The organism is Plantactinospora siamensis (assembly GCF_042434095.1).
In the GTDB taxonomy this organism is placed as follows: Bacteria; Actinomycetota; Actinomycetes; order Mycobacteriales; family Micromonosporaceae; genus KBS50.
The window spans coordinates 319,428-340,817 of the sequence record NZ_JBHLUE010000016.1 but is presented as its reverse complement, the minus strand read 5'-3'; the positions used below and the strand labels follow the sequence as shown (position 1 = coordinate 340,817).

At 74.7% G+C, this 21,390-nt stretch carries 19 protein-coding genes; all 19 read left to right on the top strand.

Going from position 1 to position 21,390, the window contains the following annotated elements; translation table 11 throughout:
* Positions 1–85 precede the first annotated feature (85 nt).
* The 19 genes from rsmH (at position 86) to lspA (ending at position 21,338) form a co-directional block, all read left to right on the top strand.
* Positions 86–1,132 (top strand): 16S rRNA (cytosine(1402)-N(4))-methyltransferase RsmH, encoded by a 1,047-nt coding sequence (rsmH, locus tag ACFFHU_RS18975; RefSeq protein ID WP_377341216.1) that lies wholly within the window; start codon positions 86–88, stop codon positions 1,130–1,132.
* Complete coding sequence (ftsL, locus tag ACFFHU_RS18970; RefSeq protein ID WP_377340721.1) at positions 1,132–1,809, top strand: cell division protein FtsL; 678 nt, start codon at positions 1,132–1,134, stop codon at positions 1,807–1,809. Before rsmH ends, ftsL begins: the two co-directional genes overlap by 1 nt.
* A 4-nt stretch (positions 1,810–1,813) precedes the next feature.
* A complete protein-coding gene (locus tag ACFFHU_RS18965) occupies positions 1,814–4,006 on the top strand; it encodes a peptidoglycan D,D-transpeptidase FtsI family protein (RefSeq protein ID WP_377340718.1) in 2,193 nt (730 codons plus the stop codon).
* Positions 4,007–4,097: 91 nt separating this feature from the next.
* Positions 4,098–5,627 (top strand): UDP-N-acetylmuramoyl-L-alanyl-D-glutamate--2,6-diaminopimelate ligase, encoded by a 1,530-nt coding sequence (locus tag ACFFHU_RS18960; RefSeq protein WP_377340715.1) that lies wholly within the window; start codon positions 4,098–4,100, stop codon positions 5,625–5,627.
* Positions 5,624–7,132, top strand: a complete 1,509-nt coding sequence (locus tag ACFFHU_RS18955; protein ID WP_377340712.1) for a UDP-N-acetylmuramoyl-tripeptide--D-alanyl-D-alanine ligase — start codon at positions 5,624–5,626, stop codon at positions 7,130–7,132. The genes ACFFHU_RS18960 and ACFFHU_RS18955 overlap by 4 nt, the downstream gene beginning before the upstream one ends.
* Positions 7,129–8,232, top strand: coding sequence for a phospho-N-acetylmuramoyl-pentapeptide-transferase (mraY, locus tag ACFFHU_RS18950; RefSeq protein WP_377340710.1), 1,104 nt, complete (start codon positions 7,129–7,131; stop codon positions 8,230–8,232). Before ACFFHU_RS18955 ends, mraY begins: the two co-directional genes overlap by 4 nt.
* A gap of 222 nt (positions 8,233–8,454) precedes the next feature.
* Positions 8,455–9,972, top strand: coding sequence for an FtsW/RodA/SpoVE family cell cycle protein (locus ACFFHU_RS18945; RefSeq protein WP_377340708.1), 1,518 nt, complete (start codon positions 8,455–8,457; stop codon positions 9,970–9,972).
* Positions 9,972–11,078 (top strand): undecaprenyldiphospho-muramoylpentapeptide beta-N-acetylglucosaminyltransferase, encoded by a 1,107-nt coding sequence (gene murG / locus ACFFHU_RS18940; protein WP_377340706.1) that lies wholly within the window; start codon positions 9,972–9,974, stop codon positions 11,076–11,078. The genes ACFFHU_RS18945 and murG overlap by 1 nt, the downstream gene beginning before the upstream one ends.
* Positions 11,079–11,133: 55 nt before the next feature.
* Positions 11,134–12,708 (top strand): UDP-N-acetylmuramate--L-alanine ligase, encoded by a 1,575-nt coding sequence (murC, locus tag ACFFHU_RS18935; RefSeq protein ID WP_377340704.1) that lies wholly within the window; start codon positions 11,134–11,136, stop codon positions 12,706–12,708.
* 239 nt (positions 12,709–12,947) lie between these two features.
* Positions 12,948–13,709, top strand: a complete 762-nt coding sequence (locus ACFFHU_RS18930) for a cell division protein FtsQ/DivIB (RefSeq protein WP_377341214.1) — start codon at positions 12,948–12,950, stop codon at positions 13,707–13,709.
* A 147-nt stretch (positions 13,710–13,856) separates the two neighbouring features.
* The gene (gene ftsZ, locus ACFFHU_RS18925; RefSeq protein ID WP_377340701.1) at positions 13,857–14,969 is read left to right on the top strand and encodes a cell division protein FtsZ; all 1,113 of its coding nucleotides are present in this window, start codon (positions 13,857–13,859) and stop codon (positions 14,967–14,969) included.
* A gap of 13 nt (positions 14,970–14,982) precedes the next feature.
* On the top strand, positions 14,983–15,738 hold the full coding sequence (locus ACFFHU_RS18920; RefSeq protein WP_377340698.1) for a YggS family pyridoxal phosphate-dependent enzyme: 756 nt from the start codon (positions 14,983–14,985) through the stop codon (positions 15,736–15,738).
* Between the two features lie 190 nt (positions 15,739–15,928).
* A complete protein-coding gene (locus ACFFHU_RS18915) occupies positions 15,929–16,627 on the top strand; it encodes a cell division protein SepF (RefSeq protein ID WP_377340696.1) in 699 nt (232 codons plus the stop codon).
* Positions 16,628–16,644: 17 nt separating this feature from the next.
* Positions 16,645–16,950: a YggT family protein gene (locus ACFFHU_RS18910; protein WP_377340694.1), complete on the top strand. Its 306-nt coding sequence runs from the start codon at positions 16,645–16,647 to the stop codon at positions 16,948–16,950.
* 40 nt (positions 16,951–16,990) lie between these two features.
* A complete protein-coding gene (locus ACFFHU_RS18905; protein ID WP_377340691.1) occupies positions 16,991–17,788 on the top strand; it encodes a DivIVA domain-containing protein in 798 nt (265 codons plus the stop codon).
* 73 nt (positions 17,789–17,861) lie between these two features.
* Complete coding sequence (locus ACFFHU_RS18900; RefSeq protein WP_377340688.1) at positions 17,862–18,434, top strand: hypothetical protein; 573 nt, start codon at positions 17,862–17,864, stop codon at positions 18,432–18,434.
* Positions 18,435–18,462: 28 nt separating this feature from the next.
* On the top strand, positions 18,463–19,965 hold the full coding sequence (locus ACFFHU_RS18895) for a potassium/proton antiporter (protein ID WP_377340686.1): 1,503 nt from the start codon (positions 18,463–18,465) through the stop codon (positions 19,963–19,965).
* Between the two features lie 262 nt (positions 19,966–20,227).
* The gene (locus ACFFHU_RS18890) at positions 20,228–20,644 is read left to right on the top strand and encodes a TraR/DksA family transcriptional regulator (protein WP_377340684.1); all 417 of its coding nucleotides are present in this window, start codon (positions 20,228–20,230) and stop codon (positions 20,642–20,644) included.
* Between the two features lie 88 nt (positions 20,645–20,732).
* A complete protein-coding gene (gene lspA, locus ACFFHU_RS18885) occupies positions 20,733–21,338 on the top strand; it encodes a signal peptidase II (RefSeq protein WP_377340683.1) in 606 nt (201 codons plus the stop codon).
* Positions 21,339–21,390 lie beyond the last annotated feature (52 nt).

Below are 21,390 nucleotides of genomic sequence, written 5' to 3'. Positions count from 1 at the left end.
GGCCCGGGCCCGCGAGCGGATGGGGATCTGGCGGTATGACGAGCGGTACGGCGAGCGCGCCGACAAGGGGCGGGACGGCGGTCAGGTGGGGGTCGAGATGGGAGAGCTCAGGGGCACGCACGTGCCCGTGCTGCTCGAGCGGTGTCTTGAGCTGCTGGCTCCCGCGCTGTCCCGGCCCGGTCGCACCGTGCACGTCGACGCGACCCTGGGGCTGGGCGGGCACGCCGAGGCGGTGCTCGCGGCGCATCCGGAGACCGTCCTGGTCGGACTCGACCGGGATCCGGAGGCGCTGGCCCACGCGCGGGCCCGGCTGGACCGGTTCGCCGACCGCGTGCACCTGGTGCACGCGGTCTATGACGAACTGCCGGCCGTGCTCGACCGGCTCGACCTGCCGGGCGTCGACGGGGTGCTGTTCGACCTCGGCGTCTCCTCGCTCCAGCTGGACGAGCCGGACCGGGGCTTCGCGTACGCCCAGGACGCCCCGCTGGACATGCGGATGGACCAGACCGCCGGCATCACCGCCGAGGAGGTGGTGAACGGCTACCAGCACGGCGAGCTGGCCCGGATCCTGCGGGTGTACGGCGAGGAGCGGTTCGCCGGCCGGGTCGCCTCGGCGATCCTGCGCGAGCGGGAGCGGTCCCGGATCACCTCCTCGGCCCGGCTGGCCGAGCTGGTCCGGGAGGCCATCCCGGCCCCGGCCCGACGATCGGGCGGACATCCGGCAAAAAGAACGTTTCAGGCTTTACGGATCGAGGTAAACCGGGAACTGGCGGCGCTGGAGAGTGCGCTGCCGGCCGCCCTCGACGCGCTCACCGTCGGTGGGCGGTTGGTGGTGCTGTCCTACCACTCGCTGGAGGACCGGATCACCAAGCAGGCGTTCGCCGGCCGGGCGCGCAGCACCGGCCCGGTGGACCTGCCGGTCGAACTGCCGGGCACGGGCCCGACGCTGCGGCTGCTCAGCCGCGGCGCCGAGCTGCCGGGCGCGGCCGAGGTCGCCGCCAACCCACGCGCCGCGTCGGTGCGGCTGCGCGCGGCGGAGCGGATCGATCCGGACGCCGTGGGAGGGCAAATCAGGCGGGGCCGCCGCGAACGGCCGCGTCACGGGGGAGAGGCAACACAGGGGGAGGGATGATGAACGTCAACAGGCGCGACCGCCGGGACACCGGCGAGCGGCGCGACGCAGCGCAGCGCACACCACGGTCGGGGGGCCGGATCGTGGCGCAGCGGGGCACCGGGACGCCGCCGCCCGGCCCGGTCCGGCGTACGGCCGGCGGGGTCCGCTCGGCCGGCGCGGAGGGCCCGGCCCGGCGGGCCCGGACGGCGCCCGAACCGCCCGCGGCCGGGACCGGCCCGCGGGCCGAGGGGACGGCCGCGCTGGCCGTCGAGCCGGTGGTCGTGCGCCGCACGGCGGCCGCGGCGTCCAACCGCCAGTCGGCGGCCCGGCTCACCGTGGCGCCGCCGGCGCCAGTGCTGGTGCCGCGGGCGCCATTCGTGGCGCTGATCCTCGCCGTGGTGGTCGGCGGGGTGCTGGGCATCCTGGTGGTCAACACGAAGATCAACGAGAACGCCATCCGGCTGTCCCGGATGCAGGACCAGCAGGCCACGCTGGACCTGCGCCAGCAGCAGCTGGAGGACCAGATCACCAAGGCCGAGGCGCCGGGCAACCTGGTGGCCCGGGCCCGCAAGCTGGGCCTGGTCGACTCGGGGCCGCCGGCGTTCATCCGGCTGCCCGACGGGCGGACCATCGGCGTGCCGCAGCCGGCCGCCGGTGAGCCGGCGGTGACCAGCGAGCAGGGCGCGGGAGGCTGAGGAGGTGCCACCCCGTCCGGACGACCCGCGCCGGGACGATCCGTCGTCCCGGCGCGGTTCCGCGCGCGGCCAGGGCCGGGGTGGCCCGGCCGACGGCCAGCTCGGCGGCATCTCCGACGCCCGGGCGTACACCCCGCGGGGACGCACCGTGCGGGAGACCGCCGAGCTGCGGCGTACCCCGCCGGCCACCCGGTCGCCGGAGAAGTTCCGGCCGGCGTTGCAGGTGCTCGACGGCGGCCGGGCCGCGGCCGGCGCCCCGACCAGGACGCCCCCGGCCGGCGACCGGGCCGATCAGCCCGCTCCGGCCGGCCGCCGGGGGACCGGCCGACCGGCCGCGTCCGCCGCAGCCCGCGGCGGCGCGGGCCGGGTGCCGTCCCGGCCGGCCCGCGGCGCCGACGTGGCCCGGCCGGCGCGCCCGCGCCGGACCGGCCGGCCCAAGCGGCCGGCGCCGCCACCGCTGGCGGATCCCCGGCGGCGGCTGCGGCTGGGGACGTTCGTGGCGCTGGTGCTGTTCGTCACCATCGGCATCCGGCTGATCGCCATCCAGGTGCTGCAGAGTCCGGCCTACGCCGACGGCGGCCTCAAGGACCGGATCAGCACGGTCGCGCTGCCCGCGCCCCGGGGGGCCATCTACGACCGGTCCGGGATCGCGCTGGCCAGCAGCGTCGAGGCCCGGTACATCTTCGCGGACCCGGAGCTGGTCAAGGACGTGCACCTCACCGCCAAGGCGCTCGAGCCGCTGCTCGGCATCCCCGCGGCCGACCTGGAGCCGCGGCTGGTCCGGCAGAAGACCGAGAGCGGCCAGGACTCCCGGTTCCAGTACCTGGCCCGGGGCGTACCGGTAGAGACCGCCGAGAAGGTGCTGGCGCGCGAGCTGCCGGGCATCTACGCCGACCGCGACGAGCGGCGCGACGTACCCGGCGGCGACCTCGCGGCCAACCTGCTCGGCTTCGTCAACCGGGACATGAACGGCCTGGAGGGGCTGGAGGCGCGCTACGACGACCTGCTGCGCGGCGTGCCCGGCGAGCGCACCTACGAGCACGGCGGCGGTGACCTGAACGCGCCCATCCCGGGCGGGTTCGTCAAGGAGACCAAGCCCCAGCCGGGCAGCTCGCTGGAGCTCACCATCGACCGGGACCTGCAGTTCAAGGCGCAGAGCATCCTGCACGACCGGATGAAGGCCACCAGCGGCAGCGCGGGCGCCGCGCTGGTGCTGGACGTGCGGACCGGGGAGGTGCTGGCCCAGGCCAGCGACCCCACCTACAACGCCGCCGACCCGAAGGACAGCCAGCCGGCGGACCGGACCGACAACGCCACCAGCTTCGTGGTCGACCCCGGGTCGGTGCACAAGGCCATCACCATGGGCGCGGCGCTGCAGGAGGGAAAGGTCCGGCCGGACGACAGCATCCTGGTGGGGCCGACCATCACCAAGGCCGACACCACCTTCTCCGACACCCACCCGCCGCCCGGCGGGGTGGCCGTGCCGATGAGCCTGCCCGGGATCATGGCCTACTCGTCCAACGTCGGCACCATCAAGATCGCCGACCGGCTGGGCAAGGAGAAGCTGTACGAGTACCAGAAGAAGTTCGGGCTCGGGCAGGCGACCGGGGAGGGTGTGCCCGGCGAGGCGCCCGGCCAGCTGCTGCCGCCGGACGACTGGAGCGGGTCGGCGTACGGGTCGGTGCCCATCGGCATGAGCGTCTCGGCCACCCCGCTGCAGATCGCCGCGGCGTACGCGGCCATCGCCAACAACGGCACCTGGGTCCAGCCGCACCTGATCAAGGACACGATCGCGCCGGACGGCACCCGTACCCCCGCGCCGGCGCCGAAGTCCCACCCGGTGCTCAGCCCGGGCAACGCGGCCGCGCTGCGGACCATCCTCGAGGCGGTCACCACGGTGGACCACGCCACCGGCCTGCGGGCGGCCATTCCGGGCTACCGGGTGGCCGGCAAGACCGGCACCGGCGGCCTGGTCCGGGACGGCTCGTACGCCCCGGGCGAGGTGGCGTCGTTCGTCGGCATGGCGCCGGCGGACAACCCGCGGTACGTGGTGGCGGTCTTCGCGTACACGCCGGGCGGCGAGGGCGGCGACGTGTCGGCGCCGGCGTTCAAGGACATCATGGAGTTCACCCTGAGCCACTACCGGGTTCCGCCGACCGGGACGAAGCCGCCGAACTTCGTCGTCTATCCCCGCTGACCAGGCACTCCGGGCCATCATCGGTAGGTGCGGCGAATGCGGCGGGGCGGCGGTGCGGTCCGGGTGGCCGGACCGGGTAGGGTCTGACGCCGTGTCCGGCAATCCCCGTCCCCGTACCGTGACCCCGGTGCCGCTCGGCGACCTCGCCGCGCAGCTCGGGGTGGGTCTCCCGGCCGTGGCGGCCGGCACGCCGGTCACCGGCGCGACGCACGCGAGCACCGAGGTCCGCCCCGGCGACCTGTACGCCGCGCTGCCCGGCGCCCGGCGGCACGGCGCCGAGTTCGTCCCGGCCGTCGCGGCCGCCGGGGCGGTGGCGGTGCTGACCGACCCCGCGGGGGCCCCGGCGGCGGCCGAGGCCGGCCTGCCCGCGCTGGTGGTGCCGGATCCGCGCCAGGCGCTCGGCCCGGTGGCCTCGACGGTGTACGGCCACCCGACGGCCGGGCTGCGGATGATCGGGCTGACCGGGACGGCCGGCAAGACCTCGACGGCCTACCTGGTCGAGTCGGGCCTGCGCGCCGCCGGCCGGGTGACCGGGCTGATCGGCACGGTGGAGACCCGGCTCGGCGACCTGCGCGTGGACAGCGTCCGGACCACGCCCGAGGCCACCGACCTGCACGCCATGCTGGCCGCGGCCCGCGAACGCGGCGTCACCGACGTGGTCATGGAGGTGTCCAGCCACGCCCTCGCGATGGGCCGGGTCGGCGGCGTCCGGTTCGCGGTGGGCGGCTACACCAACTTCGGCACCGACCACCTGGACTTCCACGCGACCGTGGCGGACTACTTCGCGGCCAAGGCGCTGCTGTTCGACGGCCGGTGCGCGGTCGAGGTGCTCAACGCCGACGATCCGGCGCTGCGCCCGCTGGACAAGCCGGACACCGTCACCTACTCGGCGGCCGGCGACCGCGGGGCCACCTGGTGGGCCGGCGACATCACGGGCGACGGCTTCGCGCAGCGGTTCACCGCGTACGGCCCGGACGGGCTCGCCGTGCCGGCCGGGGTGACCCTGCCCGGCCGGCACAACGTGGCGAACGCGCTGTTGGCCATCGCCGCGCTGGTGGCCACCGGCGTGGACCCGGCGACCGCCGCGGCCGGCGTGGCGGCCTGCCCGGGGGTGCCGGGCCGGCTGGAGCTGGTCGACACCGGCGGACCGGTACGCGGCGTGGTCGACTACGCGCACAAGCCGGACGCCATCGTGGCGGCCCTCGCGGCGCTGCGCGAGCTGACCGCCGGCAGCGGGCGGCTGATCTGCCTGATCGGCGCCGGCGGCGACCGGGACCGCGGCAAGCGCCCGGTGATGGGCGCGGCCGCGGCGCGGGGCGCCGACCTGGTGCTGGTCACCGACGACAATCCGCGCAGCGAGGACCCGGCCGCGATCCGCGCCGAGGTCCGGGCCGGGGCCGAGCGGGCCGCGGGTGGCGCGGAGGTGGTGGAGGTGCCGGGCCGCCGGGCCGCCATCGACGAGGCGGTACGCCGGGCCGGGCCGGGCGACGTGATCGCGCTGCTCGGCAAGGGCCACGAGCGCGGGCAGGAGATCGCCGGCCGGGTCGAGCCGTTCGACGACCGGGTGGAGCTGGCGGCCGCGCTCACCGACCGGTTCGGCCGGCTGGTGGGGCAGCGATGATCCCGCTCACCCTGGCCGAGGTGGCCGCGGCGGTCGACGGCCGGCTGGTGGCCGCCGACCCGGACGCCCGGGTCACCGGGACAGTGGAGTACGACTCCCGCAAGGTCACCGCGGGCGGCCTGTTCGTGGCGTTCCCGGGCGAGCGGGTGGATGGGCACCACTACGCCGCCGCGGCGGTGGCGGCCGGCGCGGTGGCCGTGCTCGGCACCCGGCAGGTGGCGGGCGTGCCGATGGTGCTGGTGGCCGACGGGCTGACCGCCATGGCGGCATTGGCCCGCGCCGTGCTGGCCCGGCTGCCCGAGGTGACCGTGATCGGGCTTACCGGCTCGTCCGGCAAGACCACCACCAAGGACCTGATCGGGCAGCTGGTCGGCCGGCTCGGCCCGACGGTGGCGCCGGCCGGCTCGCCCAACAACGAGCTGGGCCACCCGTGGACCGTGCTGCGGGCCGACGAGAACACCCGCTACCTGGTGCTGGAGAAGGGCGCCCGGGGGCCCGGGCACATCCGGTTCCTCTGCGGCATCGCCCGGCCCCGGATCGCCGTCGAGATCAACGTGGGCGTGGCGCACATCGGCGAGTTCGGCTCCCGGGAGGGCATCGCGGCCGCCAAGGGCGAGCTGGTCGAGGCGCTGCCGCCGGACGGCCTGGCCGTGCTCAACGCCGACGACCCGCTGGTGCGGGCCATGGCCGACCGCACCACCGCCCGGGTGGTGCTGGCCGGCGAGGCGGCCGACGCGCAGGTCCGGGCCGTGGACGTGCGGCCGGACGCGCGTGGGCGGTACTCCTACACGCTGGTCACGCCGGAGGGGCGGGTGCCGGTCCGGCTCGGTCTCACCGGGGCGCACCAGGTCGGCAACTCGCTGCTGGCCGCGGCCGTGGCGCGGGAGCTGGGCATGCCGCTGCCGGACCTCGGCGCGGCGCTCGGCGAGCTGGGGCTGCGGTCCACCCGGCGGATGGACGTCTTCGACCGCCCGGACGGGGTCACGGTGATCGACGACTCGTACAACGCCAACCCGGCCTCGACCGGGGCCGCGCTGCGGGCCCTGGCCGGGCTCGGCGACGGCCGGCGTACCGTGGCGGTGCTCGGCTACATGGCGGAGCTCGGCCCGTACGAGCGGGACGGGCACGCGGAGGTCGGCCGGCTGGCGGCCGAGTTGAACATCGACCGGCTGCTGGTCGTGGCGGAGGCGGCCGCGCCGATCCACGAGGCGGCGCGCTCGGTCGGGACCTGGGGAGGAACATCGGTGCTGGTGACCGATCAGGCGGCGGCGGTCGAGGAGCTGCGGCGCGAGCTGCGCCCCGGCGACGCCGTCCTGGTGAAGGGTTCGCGCTACCGGACCTGGGAGGTGGCCGACGCGCTGCGCCCGGGAGCGGCCGACGGCGTGCCACCGGCGGCCCCGACCGGCCCGGCCGACGGTTCCAGCGCGACCGGTTCGGGCGCGACCGGCGGCGGCGCCGGCGCGGTGGCCGATGAGACGATCCCGACCGAGGGCGAGCCGGCGTGAGGGCGGTCATCGTCGCGGCGGCGGTGGCGTTCCTGGTGTCGCTGTTCTGCACCCCCATCGGCATCCGCATCTTCCGCGCGCTCAAGGCGGGCCAGCCGATCCGGGCCGTCGGCCCGGCCAGCCACCAGGGCAAGAAGGGCACGCCCACGATGGGCGGGGTGGTGTTCATCATCGCCACGGTCATCGCGTACGTGGCCGGGCACCTGGCCCTGACCACCCTGCCGGAGGCGCAGATCGCGCAGGTCCGGCCCACCCTGACCGCGCTGGTGCTGCTCGGCCTGTTCGTCTTCTGCGGCGCCGTCGGGTTCCTCGACGACTACCTCAAGGTGCGCAAGCGGAACAGCCTCGGGCTGAGCGCCCGGGGCAAGCTGATCGGGCAGCTGCTGGTCGGCACCGTCTTCGGGGTGGTCGCGCTCTACTTCCCGAGCACCAACGGGGAGACGGTGGGCAGCACGTACATCTCCTTCGTCCGGGACATCCACGCGCTGCAGGTGGGCAAGATCATCTCGGTGATCATCTTCGTGCTGGTGGTGATGGGCGCCAGCAACGGGGTGAACCTCACCGACGGCCTGGACGGGCTGGCCACCGGGGCCTCGGTGATGGTGCTCGGCTCGTACGCGCTGATCGCCTTCTGGCAATACCGGCACTGGTGCGGCGACCGGCAGTACAGCACGGGCGGCAACTACTGCTACGCGGTGCGGGACCCGCTGGAGATCGCGCTGATCGCCGGCGCGGCGGCCGGGGCCTGCGTCGGCTTCCTCTGGTGGAACACCTCACCGGCCCGGATCTTCATGGGCGACACCGGCGCGCTGGGGCTGGGCGGCCTGATCGGCGGCCTCGCCATGGCCAGCCGCACCATGCTGTTGCTGCTCATCCTCGGTGGACTGTTCGTGATCATCACGATGTCCGTGGTGATCCAGATCATCTCGTTCAAGACCACCGGCAAACGGGTGTTCCGGATGTCGCCGCTGCAGCACCACTTCGAGCTGGCGGGGTGGAGCGAGGTCAACATCGTGGTCCGGTTCTGGATCATCGCGGGCATCGGCGTGGCCATCGCGCTCGGGCTGTTCTACAGCGAGTTCCTGACCGCCACCACCTGAGCGGCGACCGGGCGACCGGGCGACCGGCACGGTCGCCCACGGCCGGGATCGGCGCCGCCGACGCCGACCGGCCGGGGCAGCCTGCCCGGGACGCCCCGGCCCGGGCCGTCCCGGCTGCCGTCCGCGGTCGGGACATCGCGACACGCCGACCTGCCGGCTGCGCCGGCCCGGCGCGTCGAGGCTCGATGATGGGTCGATGGGCCGATACCGGGAGCCGCGCCGATGACCGCGGAGACGACCGAGCAGGCCGGGTCAGCGCCCCGGCGGCAGCCGGGCACGACGGCGGAGCGCCGGCAGCCGGCGGAGCGGCCGTCGTGGCGGTTCGACCCGACCGAGGGGCTGGCCGCGCTGCGCGGGTTGCTGGCCCGGCCGCTCGCCTCGTACTACCTGTTGATTTCCAGCGCCGGGCTGCTGCTCGTGATCGGCCTGACCATGGTCTTCTCGGCCACCAGCGTCTCGGCGTACGCGGAGAAGGGCAGCGCCTTCGCGGACCTGGCCAAGCAGGGGCTGTACGCGTTCATCGGGCTGGTGGGGTTCTGGCTGTGCCAGCGGCTGCCGGCGAAGTCGTTCCGCTCGCTGGGCGGCCCGGTGCTGGCCGGCTCGCTGCTGCTGCTGGTCGTCCTGGACCTGCTGCTGGTCTTCCAGTCGTTGGCCCACCTCAAGGTGGCCCGGGTCGGGCCGCTGGAGGCCGACCTGCTCTGGCTCTACATCGGTCCGATCGGGCTGCAGCCGTCCGAGATCGCGAAGTTCGGCATGGTGCTGTGGGGCGCCGAGGTGGTGGCCCGCAAGGGCGCGGCCGTGGGCTGGTGGCGCGAGCTGCTGATGCCGCTGGCCCCGGCCATCGGGCTGCTCTTCCTGCTGGTGGGCTACAACGACCTGGGGACCATGCTCTGCCTGCTGGCCATCGTGGTGGGGCTGCTGTGGGCGGCCGGGGTGCGGATGCGGATCTTCGCCACCCTGGGCGCCGTGGGTGTGGCGGGCATCGGTCTGCTGATCGCCGCGGCCTCGCTCGGGGCCGGCTCGGGCAGCACGGACGCGGAGAACTACCGGCTGCTGCGGCTGACCGCCTTCCTGCACCAGAACGACCCGAAGTGCCTCCAGTCCGCCTGCTACCAGCTCGGCATGGCGCGGGCCGCGATCGACCACGGCGGCTGGTTCGGGGTGGGGCTAGGCAAGAGCGTGCTGAAATGGGACTGGCTGCCGCAGGCGCGCAACGACTTCATCTACGCGATCCTGGCCGAGGAGCTGGGCGTGGTGGGGTGCGCGGTGGTGCTGGCCCTGCTGGCCGTGCTGGCGTACACCGGGCTGCGGATCGCCCGGCGGGTGAACGACCCGTTCCGCCGGCTGGCCGCGGCGGCCGCCACCACCTGGTTGATCAGCCAGGCGCTGATCAACATCGGTGGAGTGGTGGGGCTGCTGCCGATCACCGGCCTGCCGCTGCCGTTCATTTCCGATGGTGGGAGCGCGCTCGTGGTCACGCTCGCGGCCATCGGCATGCTCGCCTCGTTCGCCCGTTCCGAACCCGACGCGGCCAGAGCCCTGAACGCCCGTCCACCGGCCCCCTGGGTCCGACTACTCTGGGCCCCGTTGCCGCCGATTCCGGGCCGGCGCCGGCCCGAGCCGGCGGCCGACCGGAGGCCCGGGCCGAAATCCGGGCGGCGCGACACCGGGGCCCGGCCGACCGACGGCCGGGTGGACAGGGAGCGCGCCGCGGGGGCGGGGCGCGGGAGGAGACGCTGATGGGTCCGTTGCGGTCGGTGGTACTTGCGGGAGGCGGCACCGGGGGGCACATCTATCCCCTGCTTGCCTTCGCCGACTGTCTGCGCCGCCACGACCCGGGTGTCCGGATCACCGCCCTGGGCACACCGAAGGGTCTGGAGAACGAGCTCATCCCGCCGCACGGCTACGACCTGCGGCTGATCCACGCCTTCCAGCTGCCCCGCTCGGTCAACATGAACCTGCTGCGCACCCCGGACCGGATGTGGCGGGCCGCCCGCGAGGCCGGCAAGGTGCTGGACGACGTGCGCGCGGACGTGGTGGTCGGGTTCGGCGGGTACGTCTCGGTCCCGGCCTACCTCGCCGCGTGGCGGCGGGAGCTGCCGATCGTCATCCACGAGGTGAACGTGCCGCCGGGCGTGGCAAACCGGATGGGCATGAAGTTCACCAAGAACATCGCGGTCGGCTTCCCGCACCAGCCCGCCCAGGCCGAGGCGCTGCAGGGCGCCCGAGTGGTCGGGGTGCCGCTGCGGCGCGCCATCACCGGCCTGGACCGGGTGGCGCAGCGGGCCTCCGCGCGGGCCCACTTCGGGCTGCGCCCGGACCTGCCGACGCTGTTCGTCTTCGGCGGCTCCCAGGGCGCCCGCTCGATCAACCTGGCCGTCTCCGGGGCCGCCAAGGAGCTGTCCGCGGCCGGCATCCAGGTGCTGCACGTGACCGGCGCCCGGAACGAGCCCGTCTCGGTGCCGTCCGACCTGCCCACCCCGTACGTGACGGTGCCCTATCTGTCCGAGGTGGAGCTGGGCTACGCGGCGGCCGACCTGATCCTCTGCCGGGGCGGGGCCATGACCTGCGCCGAGGTGGCCGCCGTCGGGCTGCCCGCGGTCTACGTGCCCTACCCGCACAGCAACCAGGAGCAGCGCCGCAACGCGCTGCCGGTGGTGGAGGCCGGCGGTGGGCTGCTGGTCGACGACGCGGAGCTGAGCCCGGGCTGGATCGAGCAGCAGATCATCCCGTTGCTGCGCGATCCGGGCCGGCTCACCGCCATGGGGGCCGCCGCCGCCGGCTACGGCCGCCGGGACGGCGACGAGGCGCTGCTGGACTTCGTCTACGAGGCGGTCAGCCGGTGAGCGCGAGGAGCGTGGCGAAGCGGAGCACCGCAGTCGCGAGCGAAGGACGGGACCGATGACGGCGCTGAACACCGCGGGGCTGTCCCCGGCCGGCACGGTCGCGGCCGAGGACCTGGGCACCGTGCACCTGATCGGGATCGGCGGCGTCGGGATGAGCGGCCTGGCCCGGCTGCTGCTCACCCGCGGCATCCCGGTCACCGGGAGCGAGCTGCGGGAGTGGCCGTCCCTGGTCGGGCTGCGCGCGCTGGGCGGCACCATCCACATGAGCCACCGGGTGGAGAACCTCGACGGCGTCGACACCGTGGTCTACTCCTCGGCCATCCCGGACGACCACCTGGAGATGGCCGAGGCGCGCCGGCGCGGGCTGCGGGTGCTGCACCGGTCCGAGGCGCTGGGCGCGGTGATGACGGGCCGCCGCACGATCGCGGTGGCCGGCACGCACGGCAAGACCACCACCACCTCGATGGTCACCATGATCATGCAACGGGCCGGGCTGGACCCGTCGTTCGTGATCGGCGGCGAGATCTCGGAGGTCGGTTCCAACGGCCACCACGGCAGCGGCCAGTACGTGGTGGCCGAGGCCGACGAGAGCGACCGGTCCTTCCTGCTCTACCGCCCGTACGCCTCGATCATCACCAACATCGAGCCGGACCACCTCAACACGTACGGCGACTTCGCCGGGCTGCAGGCCGGGTTCGCCGAGTTCGCCGGGCTCACCGAGCCGGACGGCTTCCTGGTGCTCTGCGCCGACGATCCGGGCACCCGGGGGCTGGCGGCGCAGCTGCGCGAGCGGGGCCGCACGGTCTTCACGTACGGCACGGCCGACGACGCCGACCTGCGGATGAGCGACATCGTCTCGTCGGCCCAGGGGGTCCGCTACCTGGCCACCCTGCACGGCGAGGCGCTGGGCGAGATCCGGCTGCCGACGCCGGGCCGGCACCTCGGGCTCAACAGCGCCGCGGCGGTGCTCACCGCGCTGAAGCTGGACGTGCCGCTGGAGGCCGCGGTGACCGCGCTGGCCACCTTCCCGGGGGTGCGCCGCCGGTTCGAGCGCAAGGGCACGGCCGCCGGGGTCCAGGTCTGGGACGAGTACGCCTATCACCCCACCTCGATGACGCTGGCCCTGGAGACCCTCCGGGAGGTGGCCGCGGGCGGCCGGCTGATCGTGGTCTTCCAGCCGTACCGGCTCTATCGGACCCGCGACCTGCAGGCGGAGCTGGCGCTGGCGCTCGGGCTGGCCGACGAGGTGGTGATGCTGGAGGTCTTCGGCCCGGGGGAGGCGCGCCAGCCGGGCGAGGGCGGCGTCGCGCTGACCGAGGCGATCGAGCTGCCGGCCGACCGCAAGATCTTCCTGCCGGACTGGGACGCCGTGCCGGCCGAGGTGGCCCGGCGGGCCCGGCCGGGGGACGTGGTGGTGACGATGGGCGCGCCGCCGATCTCGCTGCTCGGCGACGAGGTGCTGGCCGCGCTCGCCGAGCGGGGCGCGAGCGGGCCGGCGGCCGCGGCGCCCGGCGCCGGTCGGGACGCCGTGGCGCCCGGCGCCGGTCGGGGCGCCGTGGCCCCCGGCGCCGGCCCGGATGCCGTCGTCCCCAGCGCCGGCCCGGACGCCGCGGCCTCCGCGGCCGGATGAGCCCGGCCGCCGGCCGGGGCCGGTCGTCGGACGCGCCGCGCCGCGCCGGAGCGCCGCGCCCCGGCAGCGGTGGGCGTGGTCCGGGCCGGGCGGCCCGGGGCCCCGCCGGTCGTACCGGTGGTCGGCTGTCGGTGGCGGACGCGGCGGGCAGCGACGGGCCGGCCGCAACCGGGGATCCGGCGCCGCCCGGCGGGGCCGGCGCCCCGGCGCGCGGACGTACCGGGGCCGGACCGGGCGGGATCGACGCGGCCCGGCGGTGGCGACTGGTGCGGGCCGGCAACGACGCCGTGCCGGCCTCCGCCCGCCGGTTCATGCAACGGGCCCGGCGCCGGCGGTTGCGGGCGGCGCTGCCCTGGGCGGTGCTGGCCGGCGGTCTGGCGCTGGCCGCGCTGATCGCCTGGGTGGTGCTGGGCACCGGGCTGCTCGGCGTGGCCCGGGTGCGGGTGGCCGGCACCGGGGTGCTGACCGCCGCGCAGGTCAGCGATGCCGCGGCCGTGCCGACCGGTACGCCGCTGGCGCGGGTGGACCTCGCCGCGGTACGTCGCCGGGTGGCCGCGTTGCCGGCGGTGCGCCGGGTCACCGTGCGCCGGTCCTGGCCCGACACGGTGGTGGTGGAGGTCGTCGAGCGGACACCGGCGCTGGCGGTGCCCCGGGACGGCGGCTTCGCGGTGCTGGACAACACCGGCGTGGTGTTCCAATCGGCGCCGCTGCGCCCGGACGGACTGCCGCTGGCCCGGGTGGCCGCGCCGGGTCCCACCGACCCGGCGACCCGGGCCGCCACCGAGGTCTTCGGCTCGCTGCCGGCGGAGCTGCGGCAGCAGGTTGCCGAGGTGGGCGCCCCGAGCCCGGCCCGGATCACGCTGCTGCTGCGGGACGGTCGCACGATCATCTGGGGGGACGCCGCGCAGAGCGAGGTGAAGGCCCGGGTGGCCGCCTCGCTGCTGTCGAGGCGGGGGAACACCATCGATGTGAGCGCTCCGGACGTGGTGACGATCCGGTAGCCGGCGCGGCGACACGCCGCGGGAGGTCCTTGGTTGCCGCCGGGGCGGCGCATACGTTGCCCCGAGAGGATCAGTGGTTGACATAACTCTAAGCCTCTAGTAGAGGGTAAGGGTTTACCCCTGCCGAGTTCGAAGGAAAGGACCCCGATGACACCTCCGCACAACTACCTGGCGGTCATCAAGGTCGTCGGCATCGGTGGGGGCGGAGTCAACGCCGTCAACCGGATGATTGAGGTCGGACTCAAGGGTGTCGAGTTCATCGCGATCAACACCGATGCGCAGGCGCTGCTGATGAGCGACGCCGACGTCAAGCTGGACGTCGGCCGCGAGCTGACCCGGGGCCTCGGCGCCGGGGCCAATCCCGACGTCGGCAAGAACGCCGCCGAGGACCACCGGGACGAGATCGAGGAGGTGCTCAAGGGCGCCGACATGGTCTTCGTGACCTGCGGCGAGGGCGGCGGCACCGGCACCGGCGGCGCCCCCGTGGTGGCCAACATCGCCCGCAAGCTGGGCGCGCTCACCATCGGCGTGGTGACCCGGCCGTTCTCGTTCGAGGGCAAGCGGCGCCAGGTCCAGGCCGAGGCCGGGATCGAGGAGCTGCGCAACCAGTGCGACACGCTCATCGTGATCCCCAACGACCGGCTGCTGGCGCTGGGCGACCGGGGCATCAGCATGATGGATGCCTTCCGGCAGGCCGACCAGGTGCTGCTCTCCGGTGTCCAGGGCATCACCGATCTGATCACCACGCCGGGCCTGATCAACCTGGACTTCGCCGACGTCAAGAGCGTGATGAGCGGCGCCGGCAGCGCGCTCATGGGCATCGGCAGCGCCCGGGGCGACAACCGGGCGGTCGAGGCGGCCGAGGCGGCCATCTCCAGCCCGCTGCTCGAGCAGAGCATGGACGGCGCGCGCGGCGTGCTGCTCTCCATCGCCGGCGGATCGGATCTGGGCCTGTTCGAGATCAACGACGCGGCTCAACTGGTCACCGACGCGGCCCACCCGGACGCGAACATCATCTTCGGCGCGGTCATCGACGACGCGCTCGGCGACGAGGTCCGGGTGACGGTGATAGCGGCGGGCTTCGACGGGGGCACCCCGGCCTACAAGGCGGCCGAGGCGCCTCGCAAGAGCGGCGCCGCGGCGGTGTCGCCGCCGGCCGTGCCGGTCTCGCCGGCGCCGCCGGCCACGCCCAGCCCGCAGCCGCGTCGGGTGCTCTTCGACGACGTCGACGTCCCCGACTTCCTCAAGAACGGTTCCTGAGCGTCCCTTGTCCATGTCCAGTGCGGACCCGGTCGCCGGCGCGGCGGCCGGGACGCGTCGTGCCGAGTTGGCCGGCAACCTCGACCGGGTCCGGGCCAGGATCGCGGCGGCGTGCGCGGCGGCCGGGCGGCCGGCCGCCGAGGTGACGCTGGTGGCGGTCACCAAGACGTACCCGGCTGCCGACGTGGTGCTGCTGACCGGCCTCGGCGTCACCGACGTGGGGGAGAACCGCGACCAGGAGGCGGCCGCCAAGGCCGCCGAGGCCACCGCGGCCGGGGCCCGGCCGCGGTGGCACTTCGTGGGCCGGCTGCAGCGCAACAAGTGCCGGTCCGTGGTCGGCTACGCCGATGTGGTGCAGTCGGTGGACAGCGTCCGGCTGGCCGCGGCGCTGGACCGGGCCGCCGGGCAGGTGCGGGACGCGCCGCTGGACGTGCTGGTGCAGGTCAGTGTCGACGGCGACCCGCACCGCGGTGGTGCGCTGCCCGGGGCGGCCGCCGCCGACGCGGGGCTCGACGCGGTGGCCGCGGCCGTGGCCGGGGCGCCGGCGCTGCGGCTGGCCGGCCTCATGGCGGTGGCGCCGCAGGGCTGGGAACCGGCCCGGGCGTTCGGCCGGCTGGCCGAGGTCGCGGCGGCGGTCCGGGCCGACCATCCCGGTGCGACGGCGCTGTCGGCCGGGATGAGCGCGGACCTCGAGGCCGCCGTGGCCGCCGGCGCGACACTCGTACGGGTCGGCAGCGCGTTGCTCGGAATGCGTGCCACGCTGCGGTAGCCTGGCGCCGACAGCGAATTACACCGGTGTTGTTCCGTCGGGTCCGGCAAGGCCCGGCAGGCCGGGGTGGGGGCTGGCGACCCGGCCGCGACCGGGTGGCCGGCGCCGGTGAGCGCGGTGGGTGTCCACGCGAGTGGGCAGCGACGCGGTACGGGGGCGCGTGCCGCACGGCGGACGAAGGGGCGCGGCGATGAGTGCACTGCGCAAGGCGGGCGTCTGGCTCGGGCTCGTCGAGGAGGACGACGAGCGCGGGTACGACGACGATGGGGGCGGCTACGACAAGGGTGGCTACCGTCAGTCGCGCTACCGCTCCAGTCGGTACAGCGACGAGTACGACGACTCCGACGATGAGCCGGAGGAGCCGGCGGCGCCGGTCCGGTCCCGTTCGACCGAGCGGGGGCGGCTGACTGAGCGCGCGACCAGCCGGATGAGCGAGCTGGACCGCGACGACGAGGAGCGCGCGGAGCGGCCGGAGCGCACCGAGCGGGCGAGCGTGCGCTCGATCACCCGGCCGGCGCCCGCGGAGCCGGCGTCCACGCACACCTACCACACGCGGGACAACCTGGCACTCGCCCCGCAGCCCCGGGTGGCGCCGCCGGAGGAGGAGCAGCGCTACCAGATCACCACGCTGCACCCCACCACCTACCGTGAGGCGCGCACGATCGGCGAGCACTTCCGGGACGGGGTGCCGGTGATCATCAACCTCACCGAAATGGACGAGGCGGATGCCCGCCGTCTGGTGGACTTCGCCGCCGGGCTGGCGTTCGGCCTGCGGGGTACGATCGAGCGCGTGACCAACCGGGTGTTCCTGCTCTCACCGGCCAACGTCCAGGTCACCGCGGAGGACAAGGCCAAGATCGCTGAGGGCGGGTTCTTCAGCCTGAGTTGATCCGACCGAGGGGTTCCGTGTTCTCGATCCTGTTTCAGGTCCTGTACCTGCTCCTCTATGTGTTCCTGTTGGTGATTTTGGCCAGGTTTGTGCTGGGCGCAGTCCTGCAGTACGGCCGGCGCTGGCAGCCGGGCCGGGCGGCGTCCGCGGGACTCGAGTCCGTGTGGAGCGTCACTGATCCCCCTCTCAAGGCGTTGAGGCGTGTGATCCCGCCATTGCGAATTGGTACCGTGAGCATCGACCTGGCCTCCCTTGTGCTCCTGGTTATCCTGTTCGTGCTGATGAGGTTCGTGGTGCAGCCGCTGATCACATCGACCAGCTGACCAGCGTGCTACGCGGCCGCAACTGACCCGAGGAGTTTCGATGCCGCTAACCCCGGCCGACGTCCACAACGTCGCCTTCAAGAAGCCACCGATCGGCAAACGGGGGTACGACGAGGAAGAAGTCGACGCGTTCCTGGACGAGGTCGAGCGTGAGCTTGCCCGTCTGATCGAGGAGAACAACGAGCTGCGCGCCCAGGTGGAGCGCGGTGGCCGCGGCGGCGCGCCGGCCGGCCCCGGCGCCGACCCGCGACTGGCGGCCGAGCTCAACGACGTCAAGGCCCAGCTCGACCGGGTGCAGCGGGACAAGGCCGCCGCCGAGCAGGCGGCCCGCGCCATGCAGGCCGAGCTCGAGCAGGTTCGCTCGCAGGGCGCCGCGGTCGGCGGCGGCGACGGCGAGCAGCAGGCCCTGCGGGTGCTGATGATGGCCCAGCGCACCGCGGACGACCACGTGTCGGACGCGCGCCGCGAGGCCGACCAGCTGCTGTCCGAGGCGCGGTCGAAGGCCGAGGAGGTCACCCGCGAGGCGCGGGCCAAGGCCGACGCGCTGGAGCGCGACGCCCGGCAGCGCCACCAGGAGGCCATGGGTGGCCTGGACGCCAAGCGCACGGCCCTGCAGAAGCACATCGAGGAGCTCAAGCAGTTCGAGCGCGAGTACCGCACCCGGCTCAAGGCCTACCTGGAGAGCCAGCTGCGCGACCTCGACGGGCGGGGCCAGGGTCTTGAGGTGGAGATGGGTCGGAACGACGGCAATCGGTCCGGCAACGCCAGCCTCGCGGCCGCTGGGCTCGCCAACTCGTACGGTGGCGGGCGCTCCGGCGCTCTCGAGTCCGGCCGCTGAGCCGGGCGCCGGCGCCCCACCGGGCGCCGGGTTGACACATAACGAATCGGGTACGCAGCGGCGGGGGTGAGCCGTGATAGTGGGAAGCCTTCTGCTCATCCTCGTCGCCGTGGTCCTGCTCGTGGTCGGATTGGCCAGCGGATCCAGCGTCCTGCTCATCAGCTCCATCGCCGCGAGCCTGTTGGCCGCCGTGGCGCTGGTGGCCGGTGCCCGGCAGGCGGCGGCCGGGCGCGCGGCCGCGAGTCGGGCCGCCGGCGCGGACGCGGTCCCGCCCACCGGCGCGTACGGCCCGGGCGCCGGCACCGTGATTCCCGGTCAGGCGGTTCCCGGCCAGGGGACTCGGGCGGGTCGGCCCGGTGCGGCCGCCGAGCCGGACCGACTGGCGCCGGACGCCCCGCCGGAGGATCCACCGGACGAGCCCGCGGTGCAGCCGAGCCGGGCCGCCGACGCCGCCCGGGTGGCGCAGTTGGCCGATGACGTCCTGGTGGTGGACGGCCGGCCGCGCTATCACCTCGCCGGCTGCCCACACCTGACCGGCCGGCGGTCCGAGCCGCTGCCGGTGCGCGAGGCGGTTGAGTTCGGCTTCACCCCCTGCGCGGTCTGCGAGCCGGACACCGCGCTGCTCATCGGCCACCCCGGCAGCTGACCGAGGTGTCAGCCCGCCCCTGCCAGTCGTGAGCACTCCGCTGGACGTCGGCCTGCTGGTCGGGGCCCTGGTCCTGCTGGTGGCCGTCGGCGCGGTCCGGCTCTCCACCCGGCTGGGCGTGCCCAGCCTGCTGGTCTACCTGGCGCTCGGCGTCGGGATCGGCGAGGCGGGGCTGGGCATCCGGTTCGACAGCGCGGAGCTCACCCGCGACCTCGGCTTCTGCGCGCTCATCGTCATCATCGCCGAGGGCGGTCTCACGGCGCGGTGGAGCACCCTCCGCCCGGTGCTGGGCCTGTCGGCGACGCTCGCCACGGTGGGCGTCGGGGTCAGCATCGTGGTCGTCGGCGCGGCCGTCCACCTGCTGCTCGACCTGCCCTGGCGGCTCGCCCTGCTGTACGGCGCGGTGCTGTCCTCCACCGACGCCGCGGCGGTCTTCGCGACGCTGCGCCGGTTGCGGCTGCCGCCCCGGCTGGTGGCGGCGCTGGAGGCGGAGTCCGGCATGAACGACGCCCCCGTGGTGCTGCTGGTGCTGCTGCTCTCCCGGGAACCGGCCGGCGCCCCGCACTGGTGGCTGGAGGCCGCGACGATCGGCTACGAGCTGGCCGCCGGCGCCGTGGTGGGGTTCGGGGTCGGCCAGCTCGGCCGGCTGGCCCTGCGCCGGTCCGCGCTGCCGGCGGCCGGGCTCTACCCGATCGCCGTGATCGGGCTCACGGTGCTCGCGTACGCGGCCGCCAGCGTGCTGCACGCCTCGGGCTTCCTCGCCGTGTACGTGGCCGGGGTGGTCCTCGGCAACGCCCGCCTGCCGCACCGGCAGGCCATCCTCGGCTTCGCCGACGGCCTCGCCTGGCTGGCGCAGATCGGCCTGTTCGTGCTGCTGGGGCTGCTGGCCGCGCCCGGCCGGCTGGCCGGCGCCGTGCTGCCGGCGGTGGTCACCGGGCTGGCCCTGGTGCTGCTGGCCCGCCCGCTGTCGGTCGGGGTCTCGGCCACGCCGTTCCGGCTCGGGCCCCGGCGGCAGGCCTTCCTGTCCTGGGCCGGTCTGCGCGGGGCCGTGCCCGTGGTGCTGGCCACCATCCCGCTGTCGCTGCGGGTGCCCGGCGCCGGCCGCCTGTTCGACGTGGTCTTCGTGCTCGTGGTGATCTTCACGGTGGTGCAGGCCGGCACGCTGCCCGCGGTGGCCCGTCGGCTGCGGGTGACCGCCCCGGCCGAGGCGGCCGAGATGCACGTGGAGACGGCCCCGCTCGAGCGGATGCGGGCCGACCTGCTGCAACTGGAGATCCCGCCGGGGTCCCGGCTGGCCGGGGTGCACGTGGACGAGCTCCGGCTGCCGGTCGGCGCTTCGGTGACGCTGGTGCTGCGGGACGGCCGAGGGTTTGTGCCGGGGCCGGACACCCGGCTCCGGCTGGGGGACAGTCTGCTGATCGTGGCCACCGACCAGGTGCGCGACGCCGCCGAGCGCCGGCTGCGGGCGGTGAGCCGGCGCGGCCGGTTGGCCCGCTGGTTCGGGGAGTCCGGGGCCGACCTACGGGACTGATCTGCTAACGTGCGCTTTGCCCGGTTTGCCATATTAATCGGGCCGATCAAGGACAGAACGGTGCGGCGCGTTGTCGGACGTCTGTACGTTCCGTATTCTTGCCACCCTCTGGAGTGCGCGACGGACGTCGCGTACCCCTTTGTGCATCTGGGGCTGTGCGCGCCGGACCACATCGACCACGGTTCCGGTCGGCGGCAGCCGCGCCGGGGCCACCGCCCAGGCACCGCCGATCGCCGCGGAATCCGCGGCCTAGGGAGCGACGATGGCGAAGCCAGTCGAGACGAAGACCACCGGCCGCAAGCCGCCGCGGGGCACCCGGAGCGCCGCCGAGACCGAGAAGATCCGGGCCGCGCTGGCGGCCCGACGGGACGAGTTGCGTGGCGAGTACGATCAGACGCTGAGCGAGATCACCGAGCTGCAGCGCGAGCGACTGACCGATTCGGCCGGCGACGACCAGGCCGACACGGGCACCAAGACGTTCGAGCGGGAGCAGGAGATTTCCCTCGCCAACGGCATCCTTGAGCGGATCACGCAGGTGGAACGGGCCCTTGAGCGGCTCGACGCCGGCAACTACGGCTGGTGCGAGCGGTGTGGCGACCCGATCCCGGTCGAGCGCCTCGCGGCGTTCCCGTCGGCCACCCTGTGTGTGAAGTGCAAGCAGTTGGAGGAGCGGCGATAGGGCCCGCCGCGTCAGCGGCCCCGTCGCCGGCCCGTAGGGCGAGCCCGGTCGCACGGCCGGGATGACCGAGCGCGTCGATGGGGAGCAGATGACCGAAGCGCGGCCGATCCGGCCGGACACCGACCCGCGGCCGCCGGACCATCGGCGTCGGCGGTCGATTCTCATCCTGGTCCTCACGGCCGCGGTGGCGCTGCTGGTCGATGCCGGCACCAAGCAGTGGGCGCTGTCCGGCCTCGTCCCCGGTGAGCCGGTCCGGCTGCTGGGCGGCCTTATCTGGCTCAGCGTCATCCGCAACAGCGGCGCGGCCTGGAGCGTCGGCTCCGACCACACCTGGGTTTTCCCGATCATCACGCTGGCGGTGGTCGCCTGGATCGGCTGGATGGCCGGCCGGCTCCGGTCGGTGCCCTGGGCCATCTCGCTCGGCCTGGTCCTCGGCGGCGCCCTGGGCAACTTCGCCGACCGGATCTTCCGGGCGCCGGGCGTCTTCCTCGGGCATGTGGTCGACATGATCAGCGTGTTCGGCCCGTACGGCCAGCACTTCCCGGTGTTCAACCTCGCCGACAGCTCGCTGTTCTGCGGTGTGGTGCTCGCGGTCCTGCTCGAACTCACCGGACACCGGCGCGACGGCAGCCGGACCCGGCCGGCCGGCGCCGAAGCGACCGGCGCCGGAACGGCCGGCGGGGAGCGCGCGTGACCTCGACGCCCCAGCGGCCCGCTGGCCCGCAGCGATCGTTGCCGGTGCCGGA